Origin of the sequence: Streptomyces griseorubiginosus, from assembly GCF_001514195.1 — a bacterium.
Classification (GTDB): Bacteria; Actinomycetota; Actinomycetes; order Streptomycetales; family Streptomycetaceae; genus Streptomyces; species Streptomyces griseorubiginosus.
Window position 1 is genome coordinate 668,081 of the sequence record NZ_KQ948736.1, and the last position, 18,788, is coordinate 686,868.

At 70.4% G+C, this 18,788-nt stretch carries 16 protein-coding genes; 10 read left to right on the top strand and 6 right to left on the bottom strand.

Annotated features, from left to right (window positions below; all coding sequences use genetic code 11):
- The first annotated feature begins 148 nt into the window (after window positions 1–148).
- The 9 genes from AQJ54_RS15670 to pssA all read left to right on the top strand — a co-directional run bounded on the left by AQJ54_RS15670 (window position 149) and on the right by pssA (window position 11,074).
- A complete protein-coding gene (locus AQJ54_RS15670; protein ID WP_062237904.1) occupies window positions 149–1,954 on the top strand; it encodes a 3-hydroxyacyl-CoA dehydrogenase family protein in 1,806 nt (601 codons plus the stop codon).
- Between the two features lie 157 nt (window positions 1,955–2,111).
- On the top strand, window positions 2,112–2,927 hold the full coding sequence (locus AQJ54_RS15675) for a TetR family transcriptional regulator (protein ID WP_062238652.1): 816 nt from the start codon (window positions 2,112–2,114) through the stop codon (window positions 2,925–2,927).
- A 390-nt stretch (window positions 2,928–3,317) separates the two neighbouring features.
- On the top strand, window positions 3,318–4,661 hold the full coding sequence (gene ccrA / locus AQJ54_RS15680) for a crotonyl-CoA carboxylase/reductase (protein WP_062021168.1): 1,344 nt from the start codon (window positions 3,318–3,320) through the stop codon (window positions 4,659–4,661).
- 17 nt (window positions 4,662–4,678) lie between these two features.
- Window positions 4,679–6,727: a protein meaA gene (locus tag AQJ54_RS15685; RefSeq protein WP_062237906.1), complete on the top strand. Its 2,049-nt coding sequence runs from the start codon at window positions 4,679–4,681 to the stop codon at window positions 6,725–6,727.
- Window positions 6,724–7,683, top strand: coding sequence for an HpcH/HpaI aldolase/citrate lyase family protein (locus AQJ54_RS15690; protein WP_020119114.1), 960 nt, complete (start codon window positions 6,724–6,726; stop codon window positions 7,681–7,683). The genes AQJ54_RS15685 and AQJ54_RS15690 overlap by 4 nt, the downstream gene beginning before the upstream one ends.
- Window positions 7,684–7,688: 5 nt before the next feature.
- On the top strand, window positions 7,689–8,195 hold the full coding sequence (locus tag AQJ54_RS15695) for a MaoC family dehydratase (RefSeq protein WP_053848017.1): 507 nt from the start codon (window positions 7,689–7,691) through the stop codon (window positions 8,193–8,195).
- 5 nt (window positions 8,196–8,200) lie between these two features.
- On the top strand, window positions 8,201–9,406 hold the full coding sequence (locus AQJ54_RS15700) for an acyl-CoA dehydrogenase family protein (protein WP_062237908.1): 1,206 nt from the start codon (window positions 8,201–8,203) through the stop codon (window positions 9,404–9,406).
- Window positions 9,407–9,576: 170 nt separating this feature from the next.
- Entirely contained in the window at window positions 9,577–10,233 is a 657-nt protein-coding gene (locus AQJ54_RS15705; RefSeq protein ID WP_020133354.1) for a phosphatidylserine decarboxylase, read from the top strand.
- A 22-nt stretch (window positions 10,234–10,255) separates the two neighbouring features.
- Window positions 10,256–11,074, top strand: a complete 819-nt coding sequence (pssA, locus tag AQJ54_RS15710; protein WP_028808900.1) for a CDP-diacylglycerol--serine O-phosphatidyltransferase — start codon at window positions 10,256–10,258, stop codon at window positions 11,072–11,074.
- 102 nt (window positions 11,075–11,176) lie between these two features.
- Here pssA and AQJ54_RS15715 read toward each other — a convergent pair whose 3' ends face one another.
- From AQJ54_RS15715 to AQJ54_RS15735, 5 genes are read right to left on the bottom strand one after another with little or no spacing between them, the layout of a single operon-like run.
- On the bottom strand, window positions 11,177–12,448 hold the full coding sequence (locus AQJ54_RS15715; protein WP_062237910.1) for an ABC transporter substrate-binding protein: 1,272 nt from the start codon (window positions 12,446–12,448) through the stop codon (window positions 11,177–11,179).
- Entirely contained in the window at window positions 12,445–13,536 is a 1,092-nt protein-coding gene (locus tag AQJ54_RS15720; RefSeq protein ID WP_062237912.1) for a branched-chain amino acid ABC transporter permease, read from the bottom strand. Before AQJ54_RS15720 ends, AQJ54_RS15715 begins: the two co-directional genes overlap by 4 nt.
- Window positions 13,529–14,419 (bottom strand): branched-chain amino acid ABC transporter permease, encoded by an 891-nt coding sequence (locus tag AQJ54_RS15725; protein ID WP_062237913.1) that lies wholly within the window; start codon window positions 14,417–14,419, stop codon window positions 13,529–13,531. Before AQJ54_RS15725 ends, AQJ54_RS15720 begins: the two co-directional genes overlap by 8 nt.
- Window positions 14,416–15,180, bottom strand: a complete 765-nt coding sequence (locus AQJ54_RS15730) for an ABC transporter ATP-binding protein (protein WP_062237914.1) — start codon at window positions 15,178–15,180, stop codon at window positions 14,416–14,418. Before AQJ54_RS15730 ends, AQJ54_RS15725 begins: the two co-directional genes overlap by 4 nt.
- 4 nt (window positions 15,181–15,184) lie before the next feature.
- The gene (locus AQJ54_RS15735; RefSeq protein ID WP_062237916.1) at window positions 15,185–15,979 is read right to left on the bottom strand and encodes an ABC transporter ATP-binding protein; all 795 of its coding nucleotides are present in this window, start codon (window positions 15,977–15,979) and stop codon (window positions 15,185–15,187) included.
- 182 nt (window positions 15,980–16,161) lie between these two features.
- Here AQJ54_RS15735 and AQJ54_RS15740 point away from each other — a divergent pair, with 182 nt between their 5' ends.
- The gene (locus tag AQJ54_RS15740; RefSeq protein WP_062237918.1) at window positions 16,162–17,391 is read left to right on the top strand and encodes a PucR family transcriptional regulator; all 1,230 of its coding nucleotides are present in this window, start codon (window positions 16,162–16,164) and stop codon (window positions 17,389–17,391) included.
- Window positions 17,392–17,538: 147 nt separating this feature from the next.
- Here AQJ54_RS15740 and AQJ54_RS15745 read toward each other — a convergent pair whose 3' ends face one another.
- Complete coding sequence (locus AQJ54_RS15745; RefSeq protein WP_062021191.1) at window positions 17,539–18,657, bottom strand: glycerate kinase; 1,119 nt, start codon at window positions 18,655–18,657, stop codon at window positions 17,539–17,541.
- Window positions 18,658–18,788 lie beyond the last annotated feature (131 nt).

Here is an 18,788-nt window from a genome sequence, read left to right on the forward strand (position 1 = left end):
GGCGTGTGCAGCGCCCGCGACGACGGCCCGGGCGTGTGCGCTCGCAGCCCGGCAACACCCGCATTCCGCAATGCCTCACGCACCCGGTGCGCCCCTCGGCGTACCGGGTCGCGCTCCCAGTCGTCACCCTCATTCCTGGAGTTCCGCGATGGCCACTCCCCTGTCCGACCCCTCCCTGTCCCCGCTCCGGACGATCGCCGTCGTCGGCCTCGGCACCATGGGCACCGGTATCGCCGAGGTCCTCGCCAAGGCCGGCCGCGAGGTCGTCGGCATCGACATCAGCGAGGCGCAGACCGCCAAGGCGGTCACCGCCCTGGAGACCGCGACCGCCCGTGCCGTGGAGCGCGGCCGGCTCACCGAGCAGGAGCGCGCGGACGTCCTCGCCCGTGTCCGCACCTCCACCGATCTGCGGGCGGCGGCCGACGCCGACCTCGTCATCGAGGTGGCTCCGGAGTCGTACGAGATCAAGCACCAGATCTTCCGTGAGCTGGACGGGATCGTGCGCCCGGAGACGATCCTCGCGACCGGCACCAACGCGCTGTCCGTGACCCGCCTGGCCGCCGACTCGGCCCGCCCGGAGCGGGTCCTTGGCCTGCACTTCTTCAACCCGGCGCCCGCGATGAAGCTGGTCGAGGTCGTCTCCTCGGTGCTCACCGCGCCGGCCGCGGTCACCGCGGTCACCGACCTCGCCCTCGACCTCGGCAAGGAGCCCGTCGCGGTCGGCGACCGGCCCGGATTCGTCGCCGACGGGCTGCTGTTCGGCTACCTCAACCAGGCGGCCGCGATGTACGAGGCGAAGTACGCCTCCCGCGAGGACATCGACGCGGCGATGCGGCTCGGCTGCGGTCTGCCGATGGGCCCCCTCGCCCTGCTCGACCTGATCGGCGTCGACACCGCCCGCACGGTCCTGGAGGCCATGTACGCCGAGTCCCACGACCGGCTGCACGCCCCCGCCCCGATCCTCAAGCAGCTCAGCGAGGCGGGCCTGACGGGCCGTAAGTCGGGACGCGGCTTCTACACGTACGAGGCCCCGGGCAGCGCGACGGTCGTGCGGGACGCGCTGACGCCCCTGGAGAGCTCGGAGCAGGCCGCGGGCCGCGAGGTCCGCTCGGTCGGGGTCGCCGGTTCCGGGACCATGGCGTCCGGGATCGCCGAGGTGTTCGCCAAGGCCGGCTACGAGGTCGTGCTCGCCGCCCGCAGCGAGGAGAAGGCCCAGACGGCGAAGGCCCGTATCGGCAAGTCGCTCTCACGCTCTGTCGACAAGGGCCGGATGACTGCCGAGGCGGCCGCGCGGACCCTGGACCTGATCACCCCGGCGGGCTCCTACGAGTCCTTCGCGGACGTCGACCTGGCGGTCGAGGCCGTCGCCGAGGACCTGGAGGTCAAGCAGCAGCTGTTCGCCACGCTGGACAAGGTCTGCAAGCCGGGCGCGGTCCTGGCCACCACGACCTCCTCGCTGCCCGTCGTCGCCTGCGCCCGTGCCACCTCGCGCCCGCAGGACGTGATCGGCATGCACTTCTTCAACCCCGCGCCCGCGATGAAGCTGGTCGAGGTCGTCCGTACGGTGCTCACGGCCGAGGACGTCCACGCGACGGTCCGCGAGGTCTGCGTCCGGATCAAGAAGCACGCGGTGGACTGCGGGGACCGGGCCGGCTTCATCGTCAACGCGCTGCTGTTCCCCTACCTCAACAACGCGATCAAGATGGTCCAGGAGCACTACGCGTCGCTGGACGACATCGACGCGGCGATGAAGCTCGGCGGCGGCTACCCGATGGGGCCCTTCGAGCTGCTCGACGTCGTCGGGCTCGATGTCTCGCTCGCGATCGAGAAGGTCCTGCACCGGGAGTTCCGCGACCCGGGTCTGGCCCCGGCCCCGCTCCTGGAGCACCTGGTGGCCGCGGGCTGCCTCGGCCGCAAGACCGGCCGTGGCTTCCGCGAATATGCCCGCCGCTGAGCACGCCGGCGACTGGTTCGGCGGCGAGGACTGGGGCGGCCTGCTCGGCCCGGGCAGCCCGCCCCCGCCGCCCTGGGCGGGCGGCTCTCCGCCGGCCCGGGGCGGGACAAACCCCGGACACGCGCACCAACCTGCACACATGCAGTACGTTCGGGGCATGCCCCAGCCCGCCAAGTCGTCCCGTACGCCAGCCACACCCGACGCGCCGGAGAGTGCCGCCGGCAGCCGCGCGGCCGCCCAGCGGCTCAAGATGCGCCGCGAACTGGCGGCCGCCGCGATGGAGCTGTTCTCCACCAAGGGGTACGAGGCGACCACCGTCGACGAGATCGCGGCCGCGGCCGGGGTCGCCCGTCGCACCTTCTTCCGCCACTTCCGCTCCAAGGAAGAAGCGATCTTCCCCGACCACGACGACACCCTGATCCGCGCCGAGGCGGTGCTCAACGCGGCCCCGGCGCACGAGCATCCGCTGGACACGGTGTGCCGCGGCATCAAGGAAGTCATGAAGATGTACGCGGGCCGGCCGGAGATCTCGGTCGCCCGCTACAAGCTCACGCGCGAGGTGCCGACGCTGCGGGAGGCGGAGATCGCGTCGGTGGCCCGCTACGAGCGGCTGTTCACGCGGTATCTGCTCGGGCACTTCGACGAGCACGCGCATGACGACGACGCCAACGACGATCCGCTGCTGGCCGAGGTCGCCGCGTCCGCCGTGGTCACCGCCCACAACCACGTGCTGCGCAGATGGCTGCGGGCGGGCGGGCAGGGCGACGTGGAGGCGCAGCTGGACCACGCCTTCGCCATCGTGCGCAAGACCTTCGGGACGGGCATCGGAGCGGGCCGGGACACCACCACCGCACCGCGGCCGGCTCCCGCCTCGGTGACGTCCCAGGGAGAGGTGCTGGTGACCGTCGCGCACACCGACGCACCGCTCGACGAGGTGATGCGGGCCATCGAGCAGGCACTCAAGGAGCGCTGAGCGGCTGCTCCCCGCTGTGATGACGGCCACCCTTCGGGGTGGCCGTTTTGGCATGTCAGAGACCCATTTCAGGTAGCTGTCAGCCGCCGTTCGATCGATCATCGCTCATTTGTTACGTAAAGATTTCATCTGAGAGCAATCTCTGGCACTCAGTGCCTTGCACGGTGGCACGCGGTGTCTTACGTTGAGGGTGTCCGGGCGGCCGGCGTGCAGAGACCCTTCGCACGCCGGCTGTCCCAGCAACTCATCGAGCTGCCCGCCCGGACGCCTGCGTCACAGGCAACCTCCCGCGCCACCAAGCGCTGCCGCACAGCAAGACCGCCGAACCGACGGCACCGACGTAACCCTCAGCGCCCCTCCCTCAGGGCGCGTATCGCCGGAGGCAACACCGTGACCGTGAAGGACATCCTGGACGCGATCCAGTCGCCGGACTCGACTCCGGCCGACTTCGCCGCTCTGCCGCTCCCCGAGTCGTACCGCGCGATCACCGTGCACAAGGACGAGACGGAGATGTTCGCGGGCCTGGAGACCCGCGACAAGGACCCGCGCAAGTCGATCCACCTCGACGACGTCCCCGTGCCCGAACTCGGCCCGGGCGAGGCCCTGGTCGCCGTGATGGCATCGAGTGTCAACTACAACTCGGTGTGGACCTCGATCTTCGAGCCGCTGTCGACCTTCGGCTTCCTGGAGCGCTACGGCCGCACCAACGACCTGGCCAAGCGCCACGACCTGCCGTACCACATCATCGGCTCCGACCTCGCCGGCGTCGTGCTGCGCACCGGCCCCGGCGTCAACGCCTGGAAGCCCGGTGACGAGGTCGTCGCGCACTGTCTGTCGGTCGAGATGGAGTCGAGCGACGGCCACAACGACACCATGCTCGACCCCGAGCAGCGCATCTGGGGCTTCGAGACCAACTTCGGCGGCCTCGCGGAGATCGCGCTGGTCAAGTCGAACCAGCTGATGCCGAAGCCGGACCACCTCAGCTGGGAGGAGGCCGCCGCCCCGGGGCTCGTGAACTCGACCGCGTACCGGCAGCTCGTCTCCCGCAACGGCGCCGGCATGAAGCAGGGCGACAACGTCCTGATCTGGGGCGCGAGCGGTGGACTCGGCTCGTACGCCACGCAGTTCGCCCTCGCCGGCGGCGCCAACCCGATCTGTGTCGTCTCCAGCGACCAGAAGGCGGACATCTGCCGCTCGATGGGCGCCGAGGCGATCATCGACCGCAACGCCGAGGGCTACAAGTTCTGGAAGGACGAGCGGACCCAGGACCCCAAGGAGTGGAAGCGCTTCGGCAAGCGCATCCGCGAGCTCACCGGCGGCGAGGACATCGACATCGTCTTCGAGCACCCCGGCCGTGAGACCTTCGGCGCCTCCGTGTTCGTCACCCGCAAGGGCGGCACCATCACCACCTGCGCCTCGACCTCGGGCTACATGCACGAGTACGACAACCGCTACCTGTGGATGTCCCTGAAGCGGATCATCGGCTCGCACTTCGCCAACTACCGCGAGGCCTGGGAGGCCAACCGGCTCATCGCGAAGGGCAAGATCCACCCCACCCTGTCGAAGGTCTACTCCCTGGAGGAGACCGGCCAGGCGGCCTACGACGTGCACCGCAACCTCCACCAGGGCAAGGTCGGCGTGCTCTGCCTGTCCCCCGAGGAGGGTCTCGGCGTGCGCGACGAGGAGATGCGCGCCACGCACCTCGACGCCATCAACCGCTTCCGCAACGTCTGAGACACCCGGGGTCATAGATGACTGAGCGTCAGAACGTCGACGGGGCAAGGGAGAAGGACCGGCCGTGGCTCATGCGCACGTACGCCGGGCACTCCACGGCCGAGGCGTCCAACGAGCTGTACCGGCGCAACCTCGCCAAGGGGCAGACGGGCCTTTCCGTGGCCTTCGACCTGCCGACGCAGACCGGCTACGACTCCGACCACATCCTCGCCCGCGGCGAGGTGGGCCGGGTCGGAGTGCCGATCGCGCACCTCGGTGACATGCGCCGGCTGTTCCAGGACATCCCCCTGGAGCAGATGAACACCTCGATGACGATCAACGCCACCGCCATGTGGCTGCTGGCGCTCTACCAGGTCGTCGCCGAGGAGCAGGGTGCGGACATCACCAAGCTCCAGGGCACGACCCAGAACGACATCGTCAAGGAGTACCTGTCCCGCGGGACGCACGTCTTCCCGCCGGGGCCGAGCCTGCGCCTGACGACGGACATGATCGCGTACACGGTCTCCCACATGCCGAAGTGGAACCCGATCAACATCTGCAGCTACCACCTGCAGGAGGCGGGCGCCACGCCGGTCCAGGAGATCGCGTACGCGATGTCCACGGCGATCGCGGTCCTGGACGCCGTCCGGGACTCCGGCCAGGTGCCGCAGGAGCGCATGGGCGACGTCGTCGGCCGGATCTCCTTCTTCGTGAACGCGGGCGTCCGCTTCATCGAGGAGATGTGCAAGATGCGCGCCTTCGGCCGCATCTGGGACCAGGTCACGCGAGAGCGCTACGGCATCGAGAACCCCAAGCACCGCCGCTTCCGTTACGGCGTCCAGGTCAACTCCCTCGGGCTGACCGAGGCGCAGCCGGAGAACAACGTCCAGCGGATCGTCCTCGAGATGCTGGCCGTGACCCTCTCCAAGGACGCACGCGCGCGTGCCGTGCAGCTGCCGGCCTGGAACGAGGCCCTGGGTCTGCCGCGGCCCTGGGACCAGCAGTGGTCGCTGCGCATCCAGCAGGTCCTCGCCCACGAGAGCGACCTGCTGGAGTACGAGGACATCTTCGAGGGCTCGCACGTCATCGAGGCCACGGTGAGCAGGCTCGTCGAGGAGTCGCTCGCGGAGATCGAGCGGATCCAGGAGATGGGCGGCGCGATGGCCGCCGTCGAGTCGGGCTATCTGAAGTCGCAGCTCGTCTCGTCGCACGCCGAGCGGCGCGCTCGTATCGAGTCCGGTCAAGAGAAGATCGTGGGCGTCAACATCTTCAACACGACCGAGCCCAATCCCCTGACGGCCGATCTCGATCAAGCAATCCAGACGGTCGATCCGGCGGTCGAGGCCCGGGTCATCTCGTCGCTCCAGAACTGGCGCGACACCCGCTACCAGCCGCCCTTCAACCACCCGCGCCCCTGCAAGGCGCTGGAGAAGCTGAAGGAGGCCGCGCGCGGCACCGGCAACCTCATGGAGGCCACCCTGGAGTGCGCCCGCGCGGGTGCGACGACCGGGGAGTGGGCCGGGGCCCTGCGGGAGGTGTTCGGTGAGTTCCGGGCGCCCACGGGCGTCTCCTCGGCGCCGGTGGCGGTCCCCGCGGAGGAGGGCTCGGCCATGGCCGACGTCCGCCGCAAGGTGGACCTCACGGCGAAGGACCTCGGCGTCGGCAAGCTGCGCTTCCTGGTCGGCAAGCCGGGTCTGGACGGGCACTCCAACGGGGCCGAGCAGATCGCGGTGCGCGCGCGTGACGCCGGCTTCGAGGTGGTGTACCAGGGCATCCGGCTCACCCCGGAGCAGATCGTGGACGCGGCCCTCGCGGAGGACGTGCACGCGGTCGGCCTGTCGATCCTGTCCGGCTCGCACGCCCAGCTGGTGCCGGACGTCCTGGAGCGGCTCCGTGTGGCCGGTGCCACAGATATACCGGTGATCGCCGGTGGCATCATCCCGAATGGTGACGCCGAACAGCTGCGGGCAGCCGGAGTGGCCGCAGTCTTCACCCCGAAGGACTTCGACATCACCGGAATCATCGGCCGGATCGTCGACGAGATCCGCAACGCGAACAAGCTCGACCCCCTGGAGGTCCCCGCATGACCGTCAACCGTCTGCGTCCCCGCCGCTCGTGTCTCGCGGTACCGGGAAGCAACCCCCGCTTCCTGGAGAAGGCGCAGGGCCTCCCGGCGGACCAGGTCTTCCTCGACCTGGAGGACGCGTGCGCCCCGCTCGCCAAGCCCGAGGCGCGGCACACCATCGTCAAGTTCCTCAACGAGGGTGACTGGACCGGCAAGACGAGGGTCGTGCGCGTCAACGACTGGACGACCGAGTGGACGTACCGCGATGTCGTCACGGTCGTCGAGGGGGCCGGCCAGAACCTCGACTGCATCATGCTGCCGAAGGTGCAGACGGCCGAGCAGATCGTCGCCCTCGACCTCCTGCTGACGCAGATCGAGAAGACCATGGGCTTCGAGGTCGGCAAGATCGGCATCGAGGCGCAGATCGAGAACGCCCAGGGCCTCAACAACGTCAACGAGATCGCGACCGCTTCCCAGCGCGTCGAGACGATCATCTTCGGCCCGGCCGACTTCATGGCGTCGATCAACATGAAGTCGCTGGTGGTCGGTGAGCAGCCGCCCGGCTACCCGGCGGACGCCTACCACTACATCCTGATGAAGATCCTGATGGCCGCCCGCGCCAACAACCTCCAGGCGATCGACGGCCCGTACCTCCAGATCCGCAACATCGACGGCTACCGCGAGGTCGCCCAGCGCGCCGCGGCGCTCGGCTTCGACGGCAAGTGGGTGCTGCACCCGGGCCAGGTCGAGGCGTCCAACGAGATCTTCTCGCCCTCGCAGGAGGACTACGACCACGCCGAGCTGATCCTGGACGCGTACGACTACTACACGTCCGAGGCGGGCGGCAAGAAGGGCTCGGCGATGCTCGGCGACGAGATGATCGACGAGGCCAGCCGCAAGATGGCGCTGGTCATCTCCGGCAAGGGTCGCGCGGCCGGCATGCAGCGCACCTCCAAGTTCGAGATCCCGGAGGGCTGAGCGCCATGCAGTTCGGACGCACCTACGAGGAGTTCGAGGTCGGGGCGGTCTACAAGCACTGGCCCGGGAAGACGGTCACCGAGTACGACGACCATCTCTTCTGCCTCCTCACCATGAACCACCACCCGCTCCACATGGACGTCAACTACGCCGAGCAGACGACCGACTTCGGCAAGAACGTGGTGGTCGGGAACTACATCTACTCGCTGCTGCTCGGCATGTCGGTGCCGGACGTCTCCGGCAAGGCGATCGCCAACCTGGAGATCGAGTCGCTGAAGCACGTGGCGCCGACCTTCCACGGCGACACGATCTACGGCCAGACGACCGTGCTCGACAAGTGGCCCTCCAAGTCGAAGAACGACCGCGGGATCGTCTACGTCGAGACCAAGGGCTACAAGCAGGACGGCACGCTGGTCTGCGTGTTCCGCCGCAAGGTCATGGTGCCCACCGAGACCTACATCAAGGAGCGCGGCGGCGAGCAGCCCGGCCGCCCGGAACTTCAGGAGGGCTGAGCCCGATGGCACGCCTCGCCCAGACCGCCGGTCTGACCGACATCCAGCAGGAGATCCTGTCCACGGTCCGCGACTTCGTGGACAAGGAGATCATCCCGGTCGCGACCGAGCTGGAGCACCGCGACGAGTACCCGCAGCAGATCGTCGACGGGCTCAAGGAGTTGGGCCTGTTCGGCCTGATGATCCCCGAGGAGTACGGCGGTCTGGGCGAGTCCCTCCTGACGTACGCGCTGTGCGTCGAGGAGATCGCCCGTGGGTGGATGTCGGTGTCCGGCATCATCAACACCCACTTCATCGTGGCGTACATGCTCAAGCAGCACGGCACGCAGGAGCAGAAGGACCACTTCCTGCCGCGGATGGCGGCCGGCGACATCCGGGGCGCCTTCTCGATGTCGGAGCCGGGTCTCGGCTCGGACGTGTCCGCCATCACCTCCAAGGCGGTCAAGGACGGTGACGAATACGTCCTCAACGGCCAGAAGATGTGGCTGACGAACGGCGGAACGTCAAGTCTGGTCGCCGTTCTCGTCCGAAGTGATGAAGGACACCCTGAGGGCACCGCGCCCCACAAGTCGATGACCACCTTCCTGGTCGAGAAGGAGCCCGGTTTCGGAGAGGTCCGTCCGGGCCTCAGCATCCCCGGGAAGATCGACAAGATGGGCTACAAGGGTGTCGACACCACCGAGCTGATCATGGATGGCCTGCGACTTCCGGCCGATCGGGTGCTCGGCGGGACCACCGGCCGAGGTTTTTACCAAATGATGGACGGCGTGGAAGTGGGCCGCGTGAATGTGGCGGCGCGTGGTTGCGGCGTCGCTCAGCGTGCCTTCGAACTGGGCGTCCAGTACGCCCAGCAGCGTCACACTTTCGGCAAGCCGATCGCCCAGCACCAGGCGATTCAGTTCAAGCTGGCCGAGATGGCTACCAAGGTCGAGGCCGCGCATGCGATGATGGTCAACGCGGCACGCAAAAAGGACTCCGGGGAGCGAAACGACCTTGAGGCAGGGATGGCGAAGTACCTCGCCTCCGAGTACTGCAAGGAGGTCGTGGAAGACGCCTTCCGGATCCACGGCGGCTACGGCTTCTCCAAGGAGTACGAGATCGAGCGTCTCTACCGTGAGGCCCCGATGCTGCTGATCGGTGAAGGTACCGCCGAAATCCAGAAAATGATCATCGGTCGCAGGCTGCTCGAAGAGTATCGGTTCCAGGGTTAGATGTCCGGATACGGGGTGTTTTCTTGGAGAAGAAGATCACACCCCGTCGATGGGCTTCAGCCGCCGACTCGGCTTCCTGGCTTGCCCAGTTGTGGCCCGCGCCCGGTACGATCCCGGAAAGCCGCCGTCCCCCGTCTAGTGCGCGGCATCATCCGCTACGAAGGTCATCCATGCCCCACAGCCAAACCTCTGCACCTCGCGACAGCCTGGCAGGCGTACGCCTGGCCCGCGGAGCATCGCCGTGGCTTCTTCCGACCGTCGCCACCGCAGCCGTCAGCCTGCTGCGCGCACGCCGCTCCGGCGTCGCGAAGGCCGTCGCCGTGCCCACCACCGCGCTGGCGGCGGGCATGCTGTGGTTCTTCCGCGACCCCGAGCGCGAGATCGCCCCGGGCCGGGTCATCTCCCCGGCCGACGGCGTGGTGCAGAGCATCATGCCGTGGAAGGACGGTCGCACCCGCGTCGCGATCTTCATGAGCCCGCTCAACGTCCACGTCAACCGGGCGCCGCTCTCCGGCACGGTGACGTCGGTCGAGCACATCCCCGGCGGGTTCGTTCCGGCGTTCAACAAGGAGAGCGAGAACAACGAGCGCGTCGTCTGGCACTTCGACACCGAACTCGGTGACATCGAGATGATCCAGATCGCCGGCGCGGTGGCCCGCCGCATCGTGCCGTACATCCCGCAGGGGACGAAGGTCGAGCAGGGTGACCGGATCGGCCTGATCCGCTTCGGCTCGCGTGTCGACATCTACCTGCCCGAGGGCGTGGAGGTCGCGGTCGAGGTCGGACAGAAGACGGTGGCTGGGGTGACTCGCATTGACCGTGATTGATCCCGAGACCCAGGCGGGCTGGGTGCCCGAGGCCGACGAGGTCGACGACGAGGAGGAGATGCCTCTTTCTCTCCGCCTCTCGATAGCGGACACCCTCACCCTCGGCAACGCCACGTGCGGCTTCATGGCGGTGTACTTCACCACCACCGGCATCCTGATCCCGCACCTCACGGACAGCCAGGAGTCCGGCATGGCGCGCAACAGCGCGGCCACCGCCGTCATCCTGATGCTGTGCGCGGCGGTCTTCGACCTGTTCGACGGACTGGTGGCACGCAAGCTGCGGTCCTCGCCGATGGGCGCGGAGCTGGACAACCTCTCCGACCTGATCAGCTTCGGCCTCGCGCCGGCGTACTTCGTCCTCGTCTACGGCATGGTGGCGGACGACGCTTCGCAGAAGGTGGCCGCGGTCGGGGCCGTGGTGGTGCTGCTCGCGGTGGTGCTGAGACTCGCGCGGTTCTCCTGTGTGACGGTGAAGGACGGCACCTTCCAGGGCATGCCGTCGCCGTTCGGCGCGCTGACCGTGGTGTCGATCGTCCTGCTGGAGCTGCCGTTCGTGGCGACGCTCCTGGCGATCCTGGGGACGGCGTGGCTGATGGTGAGCCGGGTCGAGTACCCGAAGCCGCGGGGCCGCCTCGCGGTCGGGATGCTCTCCTGGATCGTCCTGGGCATGGGCCTCCTCGCGGCCTGGGCGTTCGGCGCTCCGGGCGGCCAGCTGCTGCTCCAGACGGGGTGCGCGCTCCAGCTGGTCATGGGCGCGGTGATCCCCCTGTTCGCCACGGCCCGCCGGGTGAACAACTTCCGCGACAACAGGCGCGAGGCTCGGGCAGCGCAGCTGCCGTAGCGATGACAGTGCATGGCTGAGGGGCTCGAACCGATTCCGGTTCGAGCCCCTCGGCCGTTCTCAGGCCCCCCGATGTGTACGCCTTCGCCGCCTCGGACGTTCTCAGGCCCCCGGTGTGTACGCCTTCGCCGCCTCGGACGCCTCCGCCTCCCGTACGACCTTCATGCCGCCCGTCACGCTCTTGTCGGGCTGGAGGATCACGCTCTCGCGGGAGGACGGGGCCTTGGGATCGGTGAAGTTCTGGATGACACCGAAGCCGATGTCGTAGGAGTCGATCGACAGGAGGGCCTTGTCCACGCCCTGCCGTGTGAGGTCCTTGGTCGCGCAGGCCTCCTTCAGGGCCTCGCCGAAGGCCGCCGCGGCGGTCCAGCCGGCGACGATGCCGTTGTCCAGGGTGTCCTTCGGGTAGGCGGCCCGGTAGTCGGCGACCAGTTTCTGTGCCTGCGGGGTGTCCGCGCCGATGGGGAGCGAGGGCGAGGCCACGTAGTAGTTCTTCGTCAGCGCCGGACCCGCCTGGGTGGCGAGCAGCTGCGGCGCGAACGCCGAGTTGTTGCCGATCACCGGCACGTCGAAGCCGCTCGCCGCCGCCACTCCCACCAGCGAGGCCGCCTGCCGCGGCCCCGCGCTGATCACGACCGCCTTGACCCCGGCCTTCTTGAGCGCGGTGACCTGGGCCGTCATGTCGTTGTCGGTCGGCTTGATCTTCTGCTCGACGACGGTCAGCCCGGCCTCCTCCGCGATGTGCTTCGAGCCGGCCAGCGCACTCTCGCCGTAGTCGCCCTCGAAGTAGACGTGGCCGATCCGGTCGCCCTTCCTGATCCCCTTCTCCTTGATGAGGAAGTCGACCGCGTTGATCGTCTCGATGTCGTAGGTCGACCCGATGACCCGGATGTAGGGGCTGCCCAGCAGTGCGGAGGACCAGGCCTGCGGCAGCACCAGCGCCTTGTCCTGGCCGTCGATCCGCTGCTTGACCGCCGCGACGAAGGGCGAGCCGATGAACTGCGCGAAGCCCAGCACCTTCGGCTCCAGCTCGGTGTAGCCGGAGACGGCCTTCTGCGGGTCGTAGCCGTGGTCGCGGACCGACAGGGCCACCTTGTAGCCGCAGACACCCCCGGCGGCGTTGAGCTGCTTCACGTACAGCTGCTGGGCCTGGGTGACGCTCTTGCCCAGGGTCGCGTAGACGCCGGTCATGTCGGTGAGCGCGCCGAGGGTGATCGTCTTCCCGGAGACGCCCTCCCCGGTCCGCACCCCGCCCGCGCCCGCCTTGTCGCCGTCCCCGCCCGCATCCTTGGCCTTGGAGCTGCACCCGGCCACCAGCAGCAGGGCGGCGAGGGCACCGGCCGCGGACCTGGTCACGTACGTCGTCGTGCTCATCGTTCCTCCGTGTGGGTTCCCGTGTCGTTTCCGGTGCGGCGCCGGACGGCCGTGCCGACCAGGCCGCCGGGCAGGAAGAGCACCACCAGCACGACGGCGGCGCCGTAGAGGTACCGGGAGGCCTCGCCCGGTGCGATCCCGCCCGTGCCGGGGGCGGAGACGAGCGGCAGCGCGTCGCTCCAGCGGGTCAGCAGCTGTGGCAGCACCGAGACGAAGACGGCTCCCGCCACCGCTCCGGAGACCGAGCCGAGGCCGCCGATGACGATCATCGCGAGGTACTCGAGCGAGAGCGTGATGCCGAAGTAGTCGGGCACCGTCCGCTGGAAGACCAGCGCGAGCAGGACGCCCGCCAGGGCCGCGTACATCGAGGACAGCACGAAGACCGCGGCCCGGTGCCGGGCGACCGGCACGCCCAGCACTCCGGCGGCGATGCGGTGGTCCCGGATGGCGTTCATCGCCCGGCCCGGGCGGCCGCGCAGGACTCCCCGGGCGAACAGCGCGCCGGCCGCCAGCAGGACGAGGCCCGCGTACCAGAGCTTCTCCGCCGAGCCGAACGGCACGGCGGCGACGAGGAGTTCGCTGTCGTCGAAGGTCAGGCCGAACAGGCTCAGCGGCGGTACGTCCCGGCCGTTGGCGCCGCCGGTCAGGTCGTGCGCGTTGAACATCACGTGCTGGCCGATGAAGACGAGCGCGAGCGTGGCGATGCCGAGGTAGGCGCCGCTGAGCCGCCCCGAGATGGGGCTGAACAGCCCGCCGGCGACCCCGGTGACGAGGACGGCGAGCACGGCCGCGAGCCAGGTCGGCAGGCCGAGCCCGGCCAGTCCGTCACCGCCGTCGGCCGCGAACACGCAGTAGCCGTAGGCCCCGACGGCGAGGAAGAAGGCGTGGCCCATGGAGAGTTGGCCGGTGGCGCCGGTGAGGAGGTTGATGCCGATCGCGCCGATCGCCGCGGCCATCGCGAACAGGCCCGCCTGGAGCCAGAACCGGTCCAGGTAGAAGGGCAGGGCGAGCAGCAGGACCGCCACCGCGGTCCAGAGGTACGTGCGTGCGCTCAGGAGCCTGAGCGGTCTCACCAGGGCCTCAGACACGGGCGAGCTCCTTGGTGCCGAACAGCCCCGAGGGCCGTACGAGCAGGATCGCGACCATGACCAGGTAGGGGGCCAGATCCCCCAACCCCCTTCCCAGGAAGGTCAGATCGCTCTGGTAGCCGGTGGCGAGGGACTCCGTGACCCCGACCAGCAGCCCGCCCACCAGCGCGCCCGTCGTGGAGTCCAGCCCGCCGAGGATGGCGGCCGGGAACGCCTTGAGCGCGGCCAGCGAGGTCGCCCGCTCCAGACCCGGCGTCGGGAAGACGGTGAGGAACAGGGCGGCCACGGCGGCGAGTCCGCCCGCCACCGCCCACGCCCCGAGCGACACCCGCCCGAGCCGTACGCCCATCAGCGCGGCCGTCTCCGCGCTCTCCGCCGCCGCCCGCATCGCCACGCCCCACGAGGTGTACCGGAACGCCAGCAGGAAGGCCGTGATGAGCAGCGCGGCGGCCACGAAGGCGGCGATCCGGGTGTGGGCAAGGGAGATCGGCCCGAGCTTCAGGACGGCGTCGCCCCAGGGGTCGCCGAGCGCCAGGACGTCGGTGCCGATACGGCGGGTCAGTTCGGTCGTGAGCAGGATGTCGACGCCGATGGTGACGATCGCCGGCACGCTGTGGTCGCTGCCCCGGTACCGCCGCATCACCAGGAACTCCACGGCGGCCCCCACCAGCGCGGCACCCGCGATCCCCACGAGCAGCGCGGGCCAGAAGCCGAGGTCGTCGTGGAGGGTCGCGGTGACGTATCCGCCCGCCAACAGCAGGGACGCGTGCGCGAAGTTGACGACCTCGGTGGCCCGGAAGATCACCACGAAACCGAGCGCGATCAGCGCGTACACCGACCCCAGCGAGAGGCCGTTCAGCAGGATCTCGGCGAGAGTGCTCATGACGCCGTCCCCAAGTAGGCCTGTACGACGGCCGGGTCGTTCTGTACGTCGGCGGGGGCGCCGTCGGCGATCCGGCGCCCGAAGTCCAGTACGGTCACCGCGTCCGCGAGCCGCATCACCACCCCCATGTCGTGTTCCACCAGGACGATCGAGATGCCGAGGCCGTCCCGGACGCCCGCGATCACCGCGGCCGTCCGGCGCCGTTCGTCGGCGGTCATGCCCGCGACCGGCTCGTCGAGGAGCAGCAGGCGGGGTTCCATGCAGAGCGCGCGGGCGAGTTCGGCGAGCTTCTGCTGTCCGTACGGGAGCGAGCCCGCCGGGCGGTCCAGACAGTCCGCGATGCCGACGAACTCGGCGATCTCCCGGACGCGTTCGCGGTGCCGTCGCTCCTCCCTGGCCGCCGACGGCAGCCGAAGTCCCGCGGCCAGGAAGCCGGTTCGGGTGAGCCGGTGGCGCCCCAGCAGCAGACAGTCCTCGACCGAGGCGCGGGGCGGCAGGGCGAGGTTCTGGAAGATGCGGGCCACGCCGAGCGCGGCGATGCGGTGCGCGGGCATGCCGGTGAGTTCGTGGTCGCCGAAGCGGACGCTGCCGGAAGTGGCTCGGTAGACGCCGGACAGGACGTTGAAGCAGGTTGATTTTCCCGCCCCGTTGGGGCCGATGAGGGCGTGGACGGTGCCGGGGCGGACGGTGAAGGAGACGGCGTCGAGGGCGGTGAGCCCGGCGAAGCGGACGGTCAGCTCGCGTACGTCGAGGAGGTCCACCGGGTCATCCCTCCCACCGGGTGAGGGTCCGTGCGCCGGTCGTCTCCGCGTCCGCCGCCGCGTCCTCGTCGACCACGCCCAGGTAGCGGCGGCGGACCTCGTCGGAGGCGGCGAGTTCCCCGGCCGGGCCCGACAGGGTGATCTCGCCAACCTCCAGGACGTACGCGTGCGTGGCGAGGCGCAGGGCGAGTGCCGCGTTCTGTTCGACGAGGAGGACCGAGGTGCCCTGGGCGTTGATCTCGCGGACGGTGTCGGCGATCCGCCGGGCCATGAGCGGGGCGAGTCCGAGGGAGGGTTCGTCGAGGAGCAGGACCCGGGGCGCGGCCATCAGGGCGCGGGCGACGGCGAGCATCTGCTGTTCGCCGCCGGACAGGAGCCCGGCGCGCTGGTTCGCGCGTTCGGCGAGTACGGGGAACAGGGCGTGGACCCGGTCCAGGGCCTGTGCGCGCCCCGGTCCGCCGCCGCCGAGGGCGCCCGCGCGGAGGTTGTCGGCGACCGTCATACGGGCGAAGACCTGTCTGCCCTCCGGCACTTGGCAGACTCCGGCGGCGACCACCCGGTCCGGCGCCAGGGTGTCGAGGCGGCGGCCGTCCAGGGCCACCGTGCCCTCGGTGACCGCGCCGCCGTGGAAGGAGAGGGTCCGGCTGATCGCCCTGAGCAGGGTGGACTTGCCCGCGCCGTTGCCGCCGAGCACCGTCACCACGGCCCCCTCGGGCACCTCCAGGGACACCCGGCGCAGGGCGCGCACGGGACCGTATCCGACCGACAGGCCCTGGACGGCCAGTCCGGCTCCGCTCATGGGTTCCCCCCTTGTCCGCTCTCGGTGTGGCGCTCACCCCAGCACCCGGCGGAGGCGTCCGTCCACGGGCCCCGGCGGAATCGCTGCGCGTGCCCACCGGGCCGGTGCCGTCGTTGTGCGTGCGCACAACACCGCGTGTCAGGGGCCTGTGCGAGGCGGTGTGCCGATGGCATCCTCCGGGGATGGGAGGGCGACGGCCGCGGACCGGTCATGACTGGAAGCTGCTCGCGGAGTCCTGCACGGCTCTGCTGGAACGGGTGCCGGAACTCGTCGACGAGCACCTGCGACAACTCACCGACCACTCCCGCGTCTACGGGCAGGTGCTGCCGTACGACCAGCAGTGGCGGGAGGCCGAGGAGGCGATACGGATCGGTATCGAGACGATCTCCGCACCGCGGGACTCACCGCGCCGCGACCTGGAGTACGCCGAGGACGCGGGCCGCCGCCGGGCGCACCAGGGGCTGCCGCTGGACCTTCTGGTGCACGCCTACCGCAACGCCGGCTACCTGGTGTGGGACGCGCTCGTGGAGGGCGCGTCCGGGCGGGAGCCGGAGCGGCTCGCGGCGCTGATGCGGTCGACGACGATGGTGTGGTCGGCGGTGGACGCGCAGGCGCAGGCGGCCTCGGAGGCGTACCGGGCGACCGAGGCGGAGCTTCGGCGGCGTACGGACGAGCAGTTGCAGGCGCTCCTGGACGCGCTGCTGGAGGGGCAGGCCACGCCCGGGCTCGCCGCTCGGGCGGCGGCGGGGCTCGATCTGCCGGAGCACGGGCCGTACGCGGTGGTGGTGCTGCGGGCCGAGCGGCGGGAGTCTGCCGAGCGGCCGCTGCGGGGTGCCGGGTTCCGGTTCATCTGGCGGATGCGGGCCGACAGCGAGGTCGCGGTCGTGGCGCTCGCGCCCGGTCAGGGCCTGGACGGAGTGGCGCGTGCGTTGGAGGGACGCTGTTCGGGGCCGGGCGGGATCAGTCCGGTGGTGCCGGGCCTCGCCGAGCTGGGGCGGGCCCGGCGGCTCGCCGAGCTGGCGTTGCGCACGTGTCCGCCGGACGACAGCGCGGTCGTACGCCTTGATCAGCGGATGCCGACCGCGCTCGTGGTGAGCCAGCCGGAGCTGGCCGACCGGCTGGTGTCGGACGTGTTCGGGGCGCTGCTGGAGCTGGAGCCCGCCGACCGGGCCGTGCTCCTGGAGACCCTCGACGTGTGGCTGCTGTGCGAGGGCTCGGCGGGGCGGGCCGCGGGCCGCCTGTACTGCCACCGCAACACGGTCTTCAACCGGTTACGGCGACTGGAGCAGCTGACGTCCCGGTCGCTGGCCCGGCCACGGGACCTGATCGAGATGACGCTGGCACTGGACGCGTACCGGTTGTCGGGCGGCCGACGCGCCGATCTCGGACGAGGAGCGCAGCCGACGGGCTGACCGGGCCGGGCTCGGCTCGCCTGCTGCCGCCTCGCCTGCTCCGTGCCCGGCATCGGTTGCGGTCCCCTGCCCCGGGCCTCGGTCCCAAGGGGTGAGACGGCATGCCCGGTGGGTGGAAGTCCACACCGGCGACCGCCCTGACCGGCCTCAGACCAGGAAGTCCCGGCCGATCCGCTCCGCCACGTCCTCCAGGATCGGGCCCGCCTCGGAGATGCACTTCTGGATGTCGGGTTCGGCGTCGGTGAGCGGGTAGGCACGGCGGATGCCCGCCCTGCCGATGGCCTCCGGTGGCAGGGCGAGGCGGCCGCACACGGCGACGACCTCTTTGCCCTTGGCGCGGGCGGCCGCGGCGACGCCCGCCGGGGCCTTGCCGTGCAGGGTCTGCTCGTCCAGCGAGCCCTCACCGGTGATCACCAGGTCGGCCCACTCCAGCGCGGGCGCGAAGCCGAGGACGTCGAGCATGACGTCGATGCCGGGGCGGAACCGGGCCCCGACGAGAAGGGCGCCGTAGCCGATGCCGCCGGCCGCACCCGCGCCCGGCGAGGCCGCGTACTCGGCGGCCTTCGCACCGACGGCACCCTCCAGGACCTTCGCGTAGTGGGCGAGGGCGCTGTCCAGGGCCTGGACGTCGTCCGGGGAGGCGCCCTTCTGCGGGCCGTAGACCGCGGGGGCGCCCGTGGGGCCGGTCAGCGGGTTGTCGACATCGCTGGCGAGGATGAACTCCACGGACGCGAGCCGCGGGTCCAGGCCGGACAGGTCGGCCGTGGCGAGGTCGGCGAGGCCTCCGCCGCCGGGGGCGACGGGCTCGCCGTCGGCGTCCAGGAAGCGCGCGCCGAGGGCCGAGAGCATGCCGGCGCCGCCGTCCGTGGTGGCGCTGCCGCCGACCCCGAACACGATGGTGCGGGCGCCGGCGTCCAGAGCGGCGCGCAGCAGCTCTCCGGAGCCGTACGTCGACGCCGTGAGCGGCGCGAAGACGCCGGCCGGCAGCCGCTGGAGGCCGCTGGCCTCGGCCATCTCCACGACGGCGGTCTCCGCGCGCACCGCGAAGGCGGCGGTGATCTCCTGCCCGAGGGGCCCGGCGACCGCCACCTCCCGGCGCTCGAAACCGGCCGCGACCGCGGCGGCGACGGTGCCGTCACCGCCGTCGGCGACGGGCAGCGCCTCGACCTCCAGGTCCGGCACGACCCGGCGCAGCCCCGCCGTCACCCGCTCCGCGACCTGTACGGCCGTGAGCGAGCCCTTGAACTTGTCCGCGGCGATGAGCACGCGCTGTGTCACGTCTTCCCCTTGCTCTCCGGGCCTCGCGCACGTCAAGGCCAGTCGCGCCGCTGCGACCTTAACCGGAGACCCCCCTTGGCGTCATGCACCGACCAGTCCCTGAGAGGCGCTGACACGGC

Bases quoted from the DNA above. Each gene is read 5' to 3' on its own strand.
- AQJ54_RS15740 (WP_062237918.1), top strand. From the start codon at position 16,162: ATGGGAGGGCGACGGCCGCGGACCGGTCATGACTGGAAGCTGCTCGCG.
- AQJ54_RS15685 (WP_062237906.1), top strand. From the start codon at position 4,679: ATGACTGAGCGTCAGAACGTCGACGGGGCAAGGGAGAAGGACCGGCCG.
- AQJ54_RS15715 (WP_062237910.1), bottom strand. From the start codon at position 12,448: ATGAGCACGACGACGTACGTGACCAGGTCCGCGGCCGGTGCCCTCGCC.
- AQJ54_RS15700 (WP_062237908.1), top strand. From the start codon at position 8,201: ATGGCACGCCTCGCCCAGACCGCCGGTCTGACCGACATCCAGCAGGAG.
- AQJ54_RS15695 (WP_053848017.1), top strand. From the start codon at position 7,689: ATGCAGTTCGGACGCACCTACGAGGAGTTCGAGGTCGGGGCGGTCTAC.
- AQJ54_RS15670 (WP_062237904.1), top strand. From the start codon at position 149: ATGGCCACTCCCCTGTCCGACCCCTCCCTGTCCCCGCTCCGGACGATC.
- AQJ54_RS15725 (WP_062237913.1), bottom strand. From the start codon at position 14,419: ATGAGCACTCTCGCCGAGATCCTGCTGAACGGCCTCTCGCTGGGGTCG.
- AQJ54_RS15705 (WP_020133354.1), top strand. From the start codon at position 9,577: ATGCCCCACAGCCAAACCTCTGCACCTCGCGACAGCCTGGCAGGCGTA.
- AQJ54_RS15690 (WP_020119114.1), top strand. From the start codon at position 6,724: ATGACCGTCAACCGTCTGCGTCCCCGCCGCTCGTGTCTCGCGGTACCG.
- AQJ54_RS15675 (WP_062238652.1), top strand. From the start codon at position 2,112: ATGCCCCAGCCCGCCAAGTCGTCCCGTACGCCAGCCACACCCGACGCG.
- AQJ54_RS15735 (WP_062237916.1), bottom strand. From the start codon at position 15,979: ATGAGCGGAGCCGGACTGGCCGTCCAGGGCCTGTCGGTCGGATACGGT.